Annotated in this window: 11 protein-coding genes; 3 read left to right on the forward strand and 8 right to left on the reverse strand. The window is 56.9% G+C overall.

The genetic code is table 11. The features are described from left to right. Positions 1–10: 10 nt before the first annotated feature. Positions 11–1,552 (forward strand): GH3 family acyl-acid amido synthetase, encoded by a 1,542-nt coding sequence (locus HNQ92_RS20650; protein ID WP_184176828.1) that lies wholly within the window; start codon positions 11–13, stop codon positions 1,550–1,552. Between the two features lie 77 nt (positions 1,553–1,629). Here the strand turns inward: HNQ92_RS20650 and HNQ92_RS20655 are convergent, their stop codons facing one another. The 4 genes from HNQ92_RS20655 to HNQ92_RS20670 form a co-directional block, all read right to left on the reverse strand. Then, the gene (locus tag HNQ92_RS20655) at positions 1,630–2,997 is read right to left on the reverse strand and encodes a S41 family peptidase (protein WP_184176830.1); all 1,368 of its coding nucleotides are present in this window, start codon (positions 2,995–2,997) and stop codon (positions 1,630–1,632) included. Positions 2,998–3,040: 43 nt separating this feature from the next. Then, the gene (locus HNQ92_RS20660; RefSeq protein ID WP_184176832.1) at positions 3,041–3,370 is read right to left on the reverse strand and encodes a nucleotidyltransferase domain-containing protein; all 330 of its coding nucleotides are present in this window, start codon (positions 3,368–3,370) and stop codon (positions 3,041–3,043) included. A gap of 76 nt (positions 3,371–3,446) precedes the next feature. Then, positions 3,447–4,604 (reverse strand): ATP-grasp domain-containing protein, encoded by a 1,158-nt coding sequence (locus tag HNQ92_RS20665; protein ID WP_425504308.1) that lies wholly within the window; start codon positions 4,602–4,604, stop codon positions 3,447–3,449. Between the two features lie 133 nt (positions 4,605–4,737). After that, positions 4,738–6,129: a leucyl aminopeptidase family protein gene (locus HNQ92_RS20670; protein WP_184176836.1), complete on the reverse strand. Its 1,392-nt coding sequence runs from the start codon at positions 6,127–6,129 to the stop codon at positions 4,738–4,740. Between the two features lie 120 nt (positions 6,130–6,249). Here HNQ92_RS20670 and HNQ92_RS20675 point away from each other — a divergent pair, with 120 nt between their 5' ends. Then, on the forward strand, positions 6,250–6,885 hold the full coding sequence (locus tag HNQ92_RS20675) for a GyrI-like domain-containing protein (protein ID WP_184176838.1): 636 nt from the start codon (positions 6,250–6,252) through the stop codon (positions 6,883–6,885). 69 nt (positions 6,886–6,954) lie between these two features. Here the strand turns inward: HNQ92_RS20675 and HNQ92_RS20680 are convergent, their stop codons facing one another. The 4 genes from HNQ92_RS20680 to HNQ92_RS20695 all read right to left on the reverse strand — a co-directional run bounded on the left by HNQ92_RS20680 (position 6,955) and on the right by HNQ92_RS20695 (position 11,010). After that, on the reverse strand, positions 6,955–7,800 hold the full coding sequence (locus tag HNQ92_RS20680) for a helix-turn-helix domain-containing protein (RefSeq protein ID WP_184176840.1): 846 nt from the start codon (positions 7,798–7,800) through the stop codon (positions 6,955–6,957). 26 nt (positions 7,801–7,826) lie between these two features. Further along, complete coding sequence (locus tag HNQ92_RS20685; RefSeq protein WP_184176842.1) at positions 7,827–8,396, reverse strand: cupin domain-containing protein; 570 nt, start codon at positions 8,394–8,396, stop codon at positions 7,827–7,829. 146 nt (positions 8,397–8,542) lie between these two features. Continuing rightward, a complete protein-coding gene (locus HNQ92_RS20690) occupies positions 8,543–9,724 on the reverse strand; it encodes a glucuronyl esterase domain-containing protein (RefSeq protein ID WP_184176844.1) in 1,182 nt (393 codons plus the stop codon). 125 nt (positions 9,725–9,849) lie between these two features. Beyond that, positions 9,850–11,010 (reverse strand): substrate-binding domain-containing protein, encoded by a 1,161-nt coding sequence (locus tag HNQ92_RS20695; protein WP_184176846.1) that lies wholly within the window; start codon positions 11,008–11,010, stop codon positions 9,850–9,852. Positions 11,011–11,360: 350 nt separating this feature from the next. Here HNQ92_RS20695 and HNQ92_RS20700 point away from each other — a divergent pair, with 350 nt between their 5' ends. Further along, positions 11,361–14,384, forward strand: coding sequence for a SusC/RagA family TonB-linked outer membrane protein (locus HNQ92_RS20700; protein ID WP_184176848.1), 3,024 nt, complete (start codon positions 11,361–11,363; stop codon positions 14,382–14,384). Positions 14,385–14,401 lie beyond the last annotated feature (17 nt).

Consider the following 14,401-nt stretch of genomic DNA (forward strand, 5'->3'; position numbering starts at 1 on the left):
CTCACTTCACATGCCACTACTGGGTTCTATTATAAAAAAGGGCATCGACCTGGGTCATACCCTGACGTCCGTCGACTCACCCGCCGAAGCACAACACAAGGTACTTAAGCAGCTACTCAAAAAAGCTAAAGATACCGCCTTTGGCCAACACTACGGATTCGAAGAAATCCTGGATAGTGAGGACATCGCCGGGGAATTTGCGCGCCGTGTACCGCCCCACGACTACGACAAGATCGCCTCCGAGTGGTGGCACCGCACGCTGGATGGCGAAGAAGACATCACCTGGCCCGGCAAGCCTGAGTACTTTGCCGTAAGCTCCGGCACGACCAGCAACAGCAAGCACATTCCCGTCACCGACGAGATGATCGCCAGCATCCGGAACGCCGGGATTCGGCAGGTACTGGCCCTGGCGGAGTTTGACCTGCCGCCCGAATTCTTCGAAAAAGAAATTTTGATGCTGGGCTCCAGTACCGATTTGCAGGAAAAAAACGGGCACCTGGAAGGCGAGATCAGCGGCATCAGCGCCAGCAACATTCCGTTCTGGTTCGATATTTACTACAAACCGGGGAAAGAAATCGCCTCCATCAACGACTGGGACGCGCGCATCGAGCGCATTGCGCAGGAAGCGCCCCACTGGGACGTAGGTAGTTTGTCGGGGATTCCGTCCTGGATCGAGCTCATGCTCCGGCGTGTGATCGACTACCACCAGCTCAAAACCATTCACGACATCTGGCCCAACCTCTCGGTGTATACCTCGGGGGGCGTGGCCATTGAGCCCTACAAAAAAAGCCTGGAGAAGCTCTTGGCCCGACCAATTATCTACATCGACACCTACCTGGCTTCGGAAGGTTTCCTGGCGTTTCAGGGGCGGCCCGGTACCCAGGCCATGCAGCTGGTGCTCGACAACGGCATCTACTTCGAGTTTGTGCCCTTTGAGGAAAAAAACATGCAGGACGACGGTACCGTCCGGCCCGATGCCGAGGTGCTTACGCTGGACCAGGTAACCGAGGGCCAGGAGTACGTGCTGCTGATTTCCACCGTAACGGGTGCCTGGCGCTACATGATCGGCGACACGATTCAGTTTACGGACAAAGCCCGCTCCGAAATCGAAATCACGGGCCGGACCAAGTTTTACCTCAACGTGGTAGGTTCGCAGCTGTCGGTGAATAAAATGGAAGACGGACTGAAGCAGGTCAGCGAGCACTTCGACGTGGCCATCAAGGAGTTTACGGTAGCGGCGGTGCGCCGCGAAAGCGACGGCGAGTACATCCACCACTGGTACCTGGGCTGCGACGACCCGCTGGACGACGCGCGCGTGGCGGAGGTACTTGACCAGGCCCTGTGCGACAACAACAAAAACTACAAGGTAGCCCGCAGCAAAGCGCTCAAAGGCGTGGTGACGACCGTAGTGCCTTGCCAGGTATTTGTGGATTGGAACGAGGCCACCAAGCACAAAGGCGGCCAGGTAAAAATGCCCCGCGTCATGAAGGAAGAGGCTTTCCGGGAGTGGGAGGCCTTTGTACAGAACAAAAAAAACACAGTGACCGTGTGAACAACGAAGTAAACAATTTCCCTACGTACTGGGCCAAAAGGTACCTTGAGCCAGTACGTAGGGATTTTTGTATACTGTCACGGAGCGGCTTTTGAACGAGCCAAGAGTCTAATAACCAACTGCAGCGCCGGGTCTTGATGAATGGGCGTAGGAGCAACCCCGAGGTGGTAGTCGGGAAGAATGCCCGCCCGGAAGTCGGACCGAGGGTCCAGGATTAATCGATAAGCCGGAAACCTGATTTCTGCTTTGGATTTCGGGAGGGTAAGCATCGGAAAACTACCCCCGTTATTGCCGTTGTAGCCGCCGCTGGCCTGCTGGCCGATAAACCTGGCCTGCGTGTGTTGCTTTAACCAGGAAGTAACCATGGTAGAGGCCGAAGCCGTGAAACCATCCGTGAGCACGAACAGCTCTCCCCGGTACGGATTTCGGTCGGGCTTGTACCGGTAGGTGAAAGTACGTCCGAGGGGCGTCCTTTTGCTTCTGTAAAAATCACCCAGGTTGTATTTGATTTTGGAAAGCCCCAGATACAATTTCCCCCGACCGTTGAGGTACCTGGCGGGAGTAAGCCTGGGTTGTAGAATGGCGTACGAAAAAGAGGTACCTACGAGCTGTTGAGTAAGTACGATCGCCGCTTTCCGGTTGCCGCCCAGATTCCCGCGCAGATCCAGCACCAGGTACTTGAGCGGCTTCTCGCGAATGCTACTAAAGACAGACCTGAAAAAAGCAGCGTCTGCTTTCCCGAAGGTACTTACCCTAAGTACTCCCAGTGTATCAAGTACCGAAAAAGTGTTATCGTCCCTAGCCAGTATTATTTCATAAGTACCTTTAGGCCGTAGCACCGGGACGACTTTCTCGGCGGCTGGGTGGGTGGAGGTACGGCTATTGAACTGAAGCTCGTACTGGGTAGGGTAGTCCAGGTAAGTGGCGATGAGCGAAGAAGCAAAGCGATTGAAGTACTCAAGGGCAAAGGCCTGGGTACCCCCGTCGCTTGCCCGGAGCTTGAGCAGGTCCGTCAGGAGCCGTTCGGCCCGCACGCCATTGATCGCCACGACCTCCTCGTGCCGGATCGTGTCCCCCGCCAAGCTTTGCAGGTACAGTTTGCCCTGATCAGCTACCAGCGGAAACGGAACGTAGCGGGCGGGCCGGGGGCGGTTGGCCCAGGGATTGTTGAGGGAGGTGTGCACGCAACCCACTTTTTGCAAGGCTTCCCCTAGCAGGAGCAGGTACTGAAAAGCCGTGAGGCTGTCCTGGGGCAAGGCCTCCGTTTGGGCCACCAAAGTACCCAGGTCGGTGGTTTGGGCGGGTTGAAAATTGGTTGGGTGTCCATGAAGTATGGCTTGGTTGAGGTACTTTAGGTCGGTGAGTACATCCGCCTTGGAGAGGGCTTGGCCATAGAGCGCCGCGGGCAGGAGGGTACTAAGCAGGAGTAGAATGGATTTTAGCATGGGTAGCGTTATAAGCTACGGATAAATTATGTGTAGAAGAAATCTAGTTTTTAGAGGCTTTGTCAAGCCATTTTTCCTGATCATAAAAAAGCTGCCCGACGCGCTCGATGTGCGCCAGCAGGTCCGGATTGCTGATTTGGCGTTTTAGGGACAAATCTATCTTGTAGGGCAGGAGCAAATCGTCCAGTTCGTTTTCGAGCCGCATCAGTTCACCAAAGCTTAGGCCGTTATCGACAATCGTGAGGTCGATGTCGGAGCCGGGCCGGTAGTTTCCTTTGGCGCGCGAGCCGTACACCACCACTCGCTCGATGGCCGGGTAATGGGCAAAGCACTGGTTGATGGCGTCGATGTGGGCCGGTTTGAGTCCAAACATGGGTACTACGGCTCTAGCAGAGCGTTCATTTTGGTTCGAAAGTCCAAAAATAATACAAACTACCTCCCGTTTCCCTTTAATGCGTAGGTTTCTCGGGCGAAGGAGCCGACGCGTGGTAGTCGTTTCGGATCAGCTCGGCGTACTGGTCGAGCAGCTCCAGGATACGCTCGCGCTGGGTGGAGCGCAGCACGCAGCCGACGTGGTACTCTTCGTTCATGCGCCAAACTACCTCAGGTGCGTTAAAGGGCGCGGGGTCGGGCCACTGCTGGCGGGCCAGTGAGATGATGATCCCCGAGTACTCCTGCCGGATGGGGGGTAGTTTGTAGGTTTCGCCGCGGGCCACGGCGGTTTCCAGGCGGGCCCATTCGCGCCAGAGATTCAAGCCCGACGCCGCCTCGACCATGTCAGACAGGTGCGCACCGCCCACGCGCGAGGAGGTCTCCAGGAAGTAGTACTGGCCGTCTTCCTGGCTTTTGATTACTTCCGTGTGCGAGGCGCTGTGCTGCATCCCGAAGGCCTTCAGCACATCCACGGTGAGGGTTTCAAGCGCACGCGACTCGGCCGTGTCGAAGGGTACCGTCACCGACCGGAAGATCCCCCCGCCGTGGGCTACGTCAAAGGGCGGAGCAATGTACTGGCTCGACCAGGTGAAGATCACGCGGCCGTCCAGCGAGAGGGAGTCGACGTGGTACACGTGGCCGGGCTTGTACTGCTCCACCAGGTACTCGTGGCGTTTGTCACCCAAGCTATGAATGGCCTCCCAAAGCTCCTCGGCCGTGTGGAGCTTTTTGATGCCCGTGGCCGAGGCTTCCGAGCGCGGCTTGATCATCCAGGGGCCGGGCTTTTCGTGGATGAAGCGATTGATGGCGTCGTCGTTGAAGAGCGCCGAAAAGGCCGGTACTTTGATGCCCGCTTCGGTGGCCTTGGCGCGCATGGCCAGCTTGTCGCGGAAGTAGCGGGCGGTGGTTTGGCCCATGCCGGGTATGCGGAAGTGCTCCCGCAGCAGGGCAGCTTTCTCAACGTCGAAGTCGTCCAGCGCCACCAGCCGATCCACCGGGCGGCTGCGCATGGCGTAGGCCAGGCCCACGATCAGGTCTTTGAGGTTGTATTCGCCGTTGCTATCTTCTTCCACGAAAAAAAACTCGTCGATGTGCTCCCGTACCCAGGGCTTGCCTTCGAGCTTTTTGGCGGTGAGTAGGTACACCGTATTACCGGCTTCTTTACAGGCACGCATGAAATCATTGCCTTTGAAAAAAGTAGATACGCAGAGGAACGTCAGCGGCTGAGCCATCGGGTAGTTGCGGGTTGGTACGGTGTGTGATTTACGAAAAATTGGGCATTTAATCCAGCCCCAAAGCCCAAGTACCCTATAAATTTTCTAAAAAATCGGTCAATAACCGTACGCCAAAGGCCGTTCCGGCGCGGTTGGGGGTAAATTCGGTGTCGCCGAAGGCCACGCCCGCGATGTCCAGGTGCGCCCAAGTGGGGTGCTCGTTGGTAAATACCTCCAAAAACTTAGCGGCCACAATGGCCCCGGCCAGCGGCTTGCCGTGGTAGTTGCGTACGTCGGCGATGTCGGAGGCGATTTCCTCCTTGTAGTCGTCCCAGAGGGGGAGTGGCCAGAGTTTTTCGCCGGTACGCTCGGCGGCTTGCCGGAGCTGCGCGGCCAAGTCGTCGTTGGCCGTAAAAAGCCCCGCGGCAGCGTAGCCGAGGGTTTGCACCACGCTGCCCGTCAGCGTGGCCAGGTCAATGAGTACGTCGGGTTGGTAGGTTTGGGCACCGTAGCTGAGGCCGTCGGCCAGGATGAGCCGCCCTTCGGCGTCGGTGTCGATCACCTCGATGGTCTTCCCGGCGTAGGAGTCGATCACGTCGCCCGGTTTGGTACTGTCGCCGTCCACGCAGTTTTCGGTGGCTGGAATCACCCCTACCACCCGCACGGGGAGTTGCAGGCGCGCGGCCAGCTCCACGGTACCCAGCACGGCCGCTGCGCCGCCCATGTCGCTCTTCATGAGGTGCATGTTGGCGGAGGGTTTAATGGAAATCCCGCCCGTATCGAAGGTGACGCCCTTGCCCACCAGCACCACGGTTTTCTGGTAGCTTTCGGGCGTGTGTTCGGTCAGGATCATGACGGGCGGCTCGGCGCTACCCCGACTCACCGACAGCAACGCGTGCATTCCCATGGCTTTTAAGGCGGCCTGGTCCAGTACCGTGACGCGGTACTTGTGCTGCCGGCCCGACTCCAGCGCCCACTCCGCCAGCACGCGCGGCGGCTTTTTGTTGCCCGGCGCATTCATCAGATCCATCACCCGCGCCTGTACCTCGGCCGTGTGCCGGGCTTTGTCTACGGCCCGCTGCCCTTCCGGAAGTACCTCGCTGGTCCAGACGAACAGCTCGCCCCGCTCCCCGAAAAAGGTACTTACGGGCTTGGGGTCCGACTTATAAAGTTGTACATTATAGCCGCCCAGCAAAATGCCATTCAAGGCCGCGCCGAGTTGCTCGGCGCTGAGCGCGCGGGCGTCGAGTGTGAGGCGGCTGGGCCAGCGGTCTTTGCGCTTATGAAACAGCAGCCGAAGTACCTTGAGGTAGGTTATAGTCGAAGGTACCTTGCCCAGGCCGAGCCAAAGCTCCTGCTCGCCGGGCCACCATAGTTCGTTTTTTTCGGCTTTAAAAAAAGGTTGATCGCCGGGCTCCTGGCCGCTTGTAAAAAGGCGAATGACGAGCGACGACGTGGGTTTTTCCAGAACTAGGGAAATATTCATAAGCTGGGGGTACTTTGGCTAGATAATGGTGAAAGTAGGGAATATTTTTCATTCTTCCTGCCATAGGGTTGTCAGCTAAATGGTGCTTTTTTACGAAAACAATCTTAAAATATATTTAGAATGAATAAGTTAGATTTAACCAAATACTATAAAAGTTACTACACCGCCAAGCCTATCCCCGAGCTGGTGGAGGTAGAACCCGCGCGGTTTTTGTCGATTTTGGGTGAGGGAGACCCGTCCGAACCGGCTTTTGCCGAACACATTCAGGCTTTGTACAGCACGGCTTATACCCTGAAATTTGCGTTAAAAGCCCAGGGCCAGGATTTTGGGGTACCCAAGCTGGAAGGCCAGTGGTGGTTTGACGAAGAAAAGTACCTTGAAGTTTCAGGGCAGCAAGTACCCCTACGCGTAAGTCGGAGCGACTGGAAGTACCGGCTTTTGATCCGGATGCCCGACTTCGTGACGGCCGAAGACCTGGAAGCGGCCCGACGGGTAGTACTTGCCAAAAAGAAAGTACCCCTGGCCGAGGCCGTTACGCTGCACGAAATGGCCGAAGGTACTTGTATCCAAATGCTGCACCTGGGCCCCTTTGCCACCGAGCCCGAGAGCTTGCAGCAGATACTTCGCTTCGCCCAGGAACACCGGCTCGCCAAGAACGGCCCGCACCACGAAATTTACCTGTCGGATTTTACCAAAACGCCCCCCGAAAAACTAAAAACGATTTTGCGGGAGCCCGTGAAAGTACCCACAAGCTGATTGGAAGAATTCGTAAGGTACCTTGGTAGAACGACAAAGTACCTCAAATGAAAGTACCTCAAACCGCTTCTACTTCTCCGCAATTCCGAAGGATCTTTCGGGGGCTTTGCTGTCTTGCTGCGCAAACTGCGGCGGCGTTAGCGTGGTAAAGGTCCGGAAGTCCCGCACCAGGTGCTGGTAGTCATGGTAGCCAGTCTCCAGCGCGATACTCAGCCAATCTTTCCGGGGCTGGGCATTGTTGTATTTCACGGCCTGGTCAAAGCGAATGATGCGGTCGAAAAGCTTGGGGCTGACGCCCAGCCGCTCGACGCTCTGACGGTAAAACTGCTTGGGACTCAGGCAGGCCTCTTTGGCGAGCCAGTCTACCGAGCGCAGGAGAGGAGAAGTACCCTGGGGCGCATGCAGCATCCAATGGCTCACTTTGTCGATGGGTAACCGGTCTCGTTTTGATTTCCGAATCAGGTAGTGCAGAAACTGCTCCACGATCTGGATCATATCAGGGTACCGGTCGGTGCTGCCCAGGCGGTCGTTAACCCGCTTGATTTCCGGAGAAAAGACCGCTTCGGCGTCCAGAAACGTATTGGTGAGGGCGTGAGCGGGCAGGCCCGTGAGCCGAAACAAAGCCCCCGGCTGAAACACCACCTGAAAAACAAAGAAGTCGCGCCCGACGTACCGATTCGTCACCACCGTAGGCTGGCCGATCAGGGCCGAGCGCGGCTTGGCTTCCTGCCGGCCGCTATCGACGTACTCCACCGTTTCGTGGTCACGCGGGTAGAAGGCCAGGCAGTGGTCTGGGCGCGGCCAATAGGGCTTGAAAGGCACCACGGGTACCTTCGAGAAGTCCAGATGGATGATCTGCAGTAGACGCACGTACTCCCGCAAGGGCGGGCTGGGTAGGCGGTACTCGTAAATCATGGGCCTTGATGGATTTGTACCAACGATCAATCTACATTCAGCGGCGGGCCGACCACCTGCATGTCGTGGTCGGCAAAGAGTTGAGCGCCTTCCGGCGGGGAGGGCTCCGACTTCAAGGTACCTAGCTTTCGGAAGAATTCCTCCATTTTTCCCGAAGGTTGAAAAAAGAAAATCATCTTGCCGTGCTCGGTGAGTTGGGCAAAGGTGTGGGGTACCTGGCGGGGCAGAAAAATGGTGTCCCCCGCCGCGAGCTGATGTTTTTCACCACCTACTTCAAACAGGTACCTGCCTTCGATGACGCAGAAAATCTCGTCCTGGTGGGGATGCAGGTGCAGCGGCGGCCCTCCCTTTTCGTTTCCCAGGTACTCAAAAACGGTCAGGAGGCCATCGGTATCCCGGGCCGAGATTTTGATGTCATTCGGATTGATACCGCCCAGCCTCGTTGTTTCGCCGAACCGGCTCTGACCCGCTTTGACCACAAACCCTTTTTCCGTTCGGTCGTGGGCTTTTGCTTCTGACGAAGCGGTACCCAAGGCGGCCGTTACGGCTACCGTAGAGGCCATCGTGGCCGAAGATAAGAATTTTCTGCGTTGCATAACCTAGTTGCGTTTAGCTTGTTATGCAAAATTGGCCTACGGGCGGGGTACTTTGGTGGTAAAAATCGGTCATTCTCACCACCGTAAAATCAAAAAGGGGAGGGGGCGTACGCAAAACGGCCCCTCCCACGCTGAATCCAAAACGTCTATTTTTTCTGGTAATGCCCATTGGCAAAGTCGATAAACCGGGCCCAGTCATACTCGGTCAGGTCATGGATGCCCTCGCGGTTGTGGTAGCCCAGCGGGCCATTTTTAATCGGCGTATTGATGGGCGGCGGGGTACCTGGCAGGGCCGAGCGAAGCCCGTAGAGTTCATAGACCGGCTGGGCGGCCTGGAGGGCCAGGTAGGTACCCGTCGGGTCGGCCCAGAGGTCTTTGGAGGCATTGGTGACGTACAGCGGGCGGGGGGCGATGAGCGCCAGCAGCATGTGCTGGTCCACGGGCAGGGCGGCTTCGTTGTGGTTGTATTTTTTGTAATTGGTGGCAAACCAGTGCGGAAATGACGTATTGATCCGCTCCACGCGCTCGCCAAAATCCCGGCGCGCCAGCGAGGCCCCCGTGTTGCCGGAGCAGTTGGAAGCACAAAAGGCGAAGCGCTGATCCTGCGCTGCCGCCCAGAGCGAGGCCTTGCCACCCCGCGAATGCCCCACTACCCCTACCTGCCTGGCGTTGATGGTCTTGTCTTTTTCAAAATAGTCCATCACCCGGCTGGCGGCCCAGGCCCAGGCCCCGATGGCGCGCATGCCGTTGTCGGCCTCGATCTGCTCGGGGTAGAGCTGCAGCACGCCGTTTTGGTAGGTACTTTTGTTGTCGGGCGCGGCGTCACCTACCTGGAAGGCCGCCATGGCGTAGCCCGCGTCGATGGCTAGCTCGGCGGGCCAAAAGCCGCTCAGCGTATCGCGCTCGGGGGCCGTGTTTCGGGCACTGCGGTTGTTGATCAACAGAAAGGCCGGGACGGGTTTTTGAGCATGGTTTGGCACAAAAAGAACCAGGTTGATCCGGACGGGCTTGCTGTTGTTGTACACCACGATCTCCACCTCCTTGAGGTGGGCTTTGCCGTTCATGGCTTTGGGGTTTTCATTTTTTAGGGAATACTCGAGCCGCTCGTACTTTTTCGGAAACTGGCCGTACACGTGCTCCTCAAAAAGCGCAAGTACCTCCGGTCGCCGGGTCGTTTCCCATTGTTTTTTCGTTGTGATTTTCTGTTGGTTGTTGGCTTGAAGTACCTCCGGCAGGGTGTAGGTACCTACCTGGGCTTCGTCGTAGTTTTGGGCGTACAACTGCGAAGAAAAGAGCAGGACGAACGCGGCAATACGGGTATAGTTCATACGGGTTTTGAAAAGGTACTTTGTATGCTAGAAAGGGTACCTGGCGGGTGCTTTTACTCCCTTTCCTGCTTCCGTTTTTTGCAAGGTACCCGGGGCAAATGAAAAAAAGCGGAGCGTAGGCCTGGCTACCTCCCTCCCCGTACCGACGACCCCCGGATGATCAGTTCCGTTTCCAGTACCTGGGTTTCGGCGGGGTAGGTGTCTTCGTCCTCACTTATGAGCTTCAGGATCAGTTCGGCGGCGGTTTGGCCCATCAGGTTGGTGGGTTGCTTCACGGTGGTGAGGCCATTGCCGATGTGCATCGCGATGGAGTCGTCGCTGAAGCCCACTACCCCCAGTTGCTCGGGTACCCGCAGCCCCTTGGCCCGGGCCAGTAGCAGGATCTCGATGGCCGTGGGGTCATTGACGGCAAAAATGGCGTCGGGCGGGTGGTCCAACTCGAGAAGGTACCTGCCGTAAATCCGGGCTTTCTCGACGGTCAGGTCGCCGTGGATGGTGAGCTCGGGCAGCACCGGCAGGCCGTATTTCTGGAGGGCTTCGGTGTAGCCGCGCAGCCGCTCCTGGCTAATCACCAGGTTGCGCGGGCCGGCCAGGTGCGCAATGCGCCGGTAGCCGTTAGCGATCAGATGCTCCACCGCCCGGAACGCCCCCTGGTAGTCGTTGACCACCACTTTATAAGTACCTATTTCCCGGCACACGCGGTTGAAGTACACCACCGGCACGCCCCGCTTCTCGAAGGCCTGAAAATGCTCGTAGTTATTAGTCTCGTGGCTCATGGATACAATCAGCCCGTCGACGCGGTTAGCCAGCAGCGCCCGGGTGTTGCCCACTTCGGTCTCGTACGACTCGTCCGACTGCATGATCATCAGGTGGTAGCCTGCCCGCGAAAGTACCCCCTGCGCGCCCACGATCACGTTCGGAAAAAACTGTGTCAGAAACTCCGGTACAATGATCCCCACCGTGTTGGAGCGGCTTTTCACCAGGCTGTAGGCGAGCTGATTGGGCTGGTAGTCGAGCTGGATGGCCGCTTCCAAAATCGCCTTTTTGGTGTCGGGGCTGATATCGGGGTGCCCGTGCAGCGCCCGCGATACCGTGGAGTTAGACACGCCCAGCTCCCGGGCGATGTCGATGATGGTGGTTTGGTGCCTTTTACGCTTGGTGGGTACTTGGGCGCTGGGGAGCGTAAAGAAGTAGTTGCAATCCTTGCAGAGGTACCTTTGCTTGCCCCGCACAAAGCCCGCCTTCATAATGCTCTCGACCCGCTGGCATTTGCTACACTCAATCATGGGTAGTTTGTTGTATTTTTTTGATAAAATCCCGAAAATGAATGGGCAGTTTCCCCAAAATAACGGACGGACGAAGATAAAAAAATATTCTATTAATAATGCGTATTTTCATATATCGGTAACGTATCCGCAAACGTTTCCGATATTTTTTGATTTAAACAAGCTTATTTTGGCTTTATGGGGCTTTTGGAGGCTGTTTCTTCTTGGCTATATTTAACTATAAAATCCAAGGTAAGACCCAAAAACCTGGTTTTTTGTACTATTTGCCTCACTAAAACAAAAGCGGGAAAGATGCACGAAAAATTGTATTTTTTGTATTGAGTACTTCTAAATCCTTAAATTCTATCATCATGTTAAAAACTTTATGCAAAGCTTGTTTTCTGCTGTTGGGCCTGCTGGCCACGGCCGAAGGGCTACGGGCGCAGGACCTGACCATCACCGGAAAAGTGACGGACGAAACCGGCGAAACTGTGCCCGGCGTCAGCGTGACCGTCAAAGGGACCCAGCGCGGTAGTATCACCAACGTAGACGGAAGTTATACGCTTTCGGCGGCCCCTACCGCCACCCTGGTTTTTTCGTTTGTGGGGTACCTTAAACAGGAAGTACCCGTTAATAACCGCGCGAGGATCGACATCACCCTGGCCTCCGACACCAAAGCGCTGGAAGAAGTAGTGGTGGTAGGGTACGGTACCCAGCGGAAAATCGAAACCACGGGCTCCATTGCTTCGGTAAAAGCCGAAGAGCTCACGCAGCTCCCCGTCACCAACGTGGCCCAGGGCCTACAGGCGCGGGTATCGGGCGTGCAGATCAACCAGAACTCCGGCTCGCCGGGTGGGAACATCAGCGTCCGGATTCGGGGTACCAACTCCATCAACGGCAATGCCGAGCCACTGTACGTCATCGACGGCATCCAGATCTCCAACGGCGGCGGCATCAACGACGTGAGTCCGCTCTCGACCATCAACCCCAACGACATTGAGTCGGTGGAGGTACTTAAGGATGCCTCGGCGTCGGCCATTTACGGCGCCCGGGCCGCCAACGGCGTGGTCCTGATCACCACCAAGCGTGGTAGAGCGGGCGCTACGCGGGTGTCGCTGGATAGCTACTACGGCGTGCAGCAGGTAAACAAAACCCTGGACGTACTAAACGCGGCGGAATTTGCCCAACTGGAAAACGAAGTATTTAAAAACAACGCCTACCCCAACCCCGCCTCCCTGGGCGAAGGCGTCAACTGGCAGAACCTGATTTTTCAGCAGGCCCCCATCCAGAGCCACCAGCTTTCCATCAACGGCGGGAACGAAAAAACGCAGCTGGCGCTCTCGGCCAACTACTTTGATCAGGACGGGATTATCATCAATTCTAACTTCAAGCGCTACTCGTACCGCCTGAACGTGGACCACAAGATCAGCGACCGCTTCAAGGTAGGGACCAGTATCATGGGTAGTTACAACATCAACAACGGCATCAACGCGGGCAGTACCACCATTGGTGACGCGGGCGTGGTGACGGGTAGCGTGCTGGGAGCGGCCGTGGGAGCGCCCCCGACCTTGCAGCCCTACCGCCCCGACGGCTCCATTTTTCCTTTCGGAGAGCAGGGTAACGGCCAGTACCGCGAAGTAGTAAACCCCCTCAACTTTACGGAGGTACTTTTACAGCGCTCCATCAAGCGCACCCTGATCAACCTTTACGGTGAGTTTAACATCTTGCCGGGACTGACCTACCGGGCGTCGTTCAACTCCGACCTTGAGAACCGGCTGATTGACACCTACTCGCCGATCTCGATCATCAACCGCGCCGATATTAACGACAATTCGGGTACGGCCTCTAAAACCAACGGCAATTTCCTGGGGCTGCTGCACGAAAGCATCGTGACCTACAGCACCAAGTTTGCCGACAACCACAGCCTGCGCTTTACGGGAGTATTTGCCTCGCAGGTAGAGAATTCAAACAGCAACTCGATCAACGCCACGGGCTTCCCCAACGACGCCACCCGCAACGAAGCGCTACAGCTGGCCCTGAACCGCACCGTAAGCAGCGGCCGGAGCAAGCAACGCCTCGACTCCTACATGGGCCGGGTCAACTACGGCTTCCGCGACAAGTTCTTCCTGGACCTGACGGCCCGCGTGGACGGCTCGAGTAAGTTTGGGGCCAACCACAAGTACGGGTTCTTCCCGGCTATATCGGCGGCCTGGCGCGTCATTGAGGAGCCGTTTTTGCAAAACGTGCGCTGGCTGTCGGACCTAAAGCTGCGCGCCAGCTACGGCATCACCGGCAACGCCGGGGGCATCGATCCCTACCAGTCGCTGGCGACGGTGGGCTCGGGCGGCGGCTACAACCTGAACAATACGTACCAAACGGCCATCCGGCCCTCGGGCATTGCCAACCCCGACCTGCGCTGGGAGCGCTCGGCGCAAAGCAACGTGGGACTGGACCTGAGCTTGCTTAACAACCGCATCTCGCTCATCCTGGATGCCTACCACAAACGGACCAACGACCTGCTGTTTGTGAAAACGCTGCCGCTTTCGTCGGGCTACGGGAGCATTACCGGCAACTACGCCGCGCTCGAAAACAAAGGGATTGAGCTGGCTACCAACGCCACCATTCTGGACGGTCCGGTCCGCTGGACGGTGTCGGGCAATATCACTTTCAACCGCAACACGCTCCTGGACCTGGACGGAGGTACCACGCAGGAACGCTTCGCCAACAACTACAGCCTGCTGAAAGTAGGGGAGCCGCTGGGGGTATTTAAAACCTACGTCTTCGACGGCATCAACCAAACCGGCGACGCCATCATTCCGGGTTACGACGGACGCGTGGGGGGGCACAAAGTAAAAGACCTGAACAACGACGGCGTGATCGACGCCAAAGACCAGATCATCACCGGCGATCCTAACCCCAACTTTATCTTTGGTTTCTCAACCAACCTAAACTACAAACGCTTCGATTTCAGCGCGTTTTTCTCGGGTACCCAGGGCAACGACATCTACAACGTGGCTCGGCTTTCGTTCGAGAACCCGCTCGGGCAGCGCAACCTGTTCCGGGGCGTGGTAGATCGCTGGACGCCTACTAACCCGAGCGATCAGTACGTGAGTGCGTTTGTAGCGGGCCGCCTGCCCATTACCGACTACGCCATGGAAGACGGCTCCTACCTGCGCTGCAAAAACATCACGCTGGGCTACACGCTGCCTGCCAACAAGGTATTTAACCGGCTGCGCCTCTACGTCAGTGCCAACAACCTGTTTACGCTCACCAAGTACTCAGGCTTTGACCCGGAAGTAAATACCTACGCCAGCTCCAATACCCAAATCGGGATCGACAACCTGGTGTACCCGCAGGCCAAATCGTTCCTGGGGGGTATTCAGCTTACTTTTTAATTGAATATAAAAACGCA

This window comes from Rhabdobacter roseus (assembly GCF_014202275.1).
In the GTDB taxonomy this organism is placed as follows: Bacteria; Bacteroidota; Bacteroidia; order Cytophagales; family Spirosomataceae; genus Rhabdobacter; species Rhabdobacter roseus.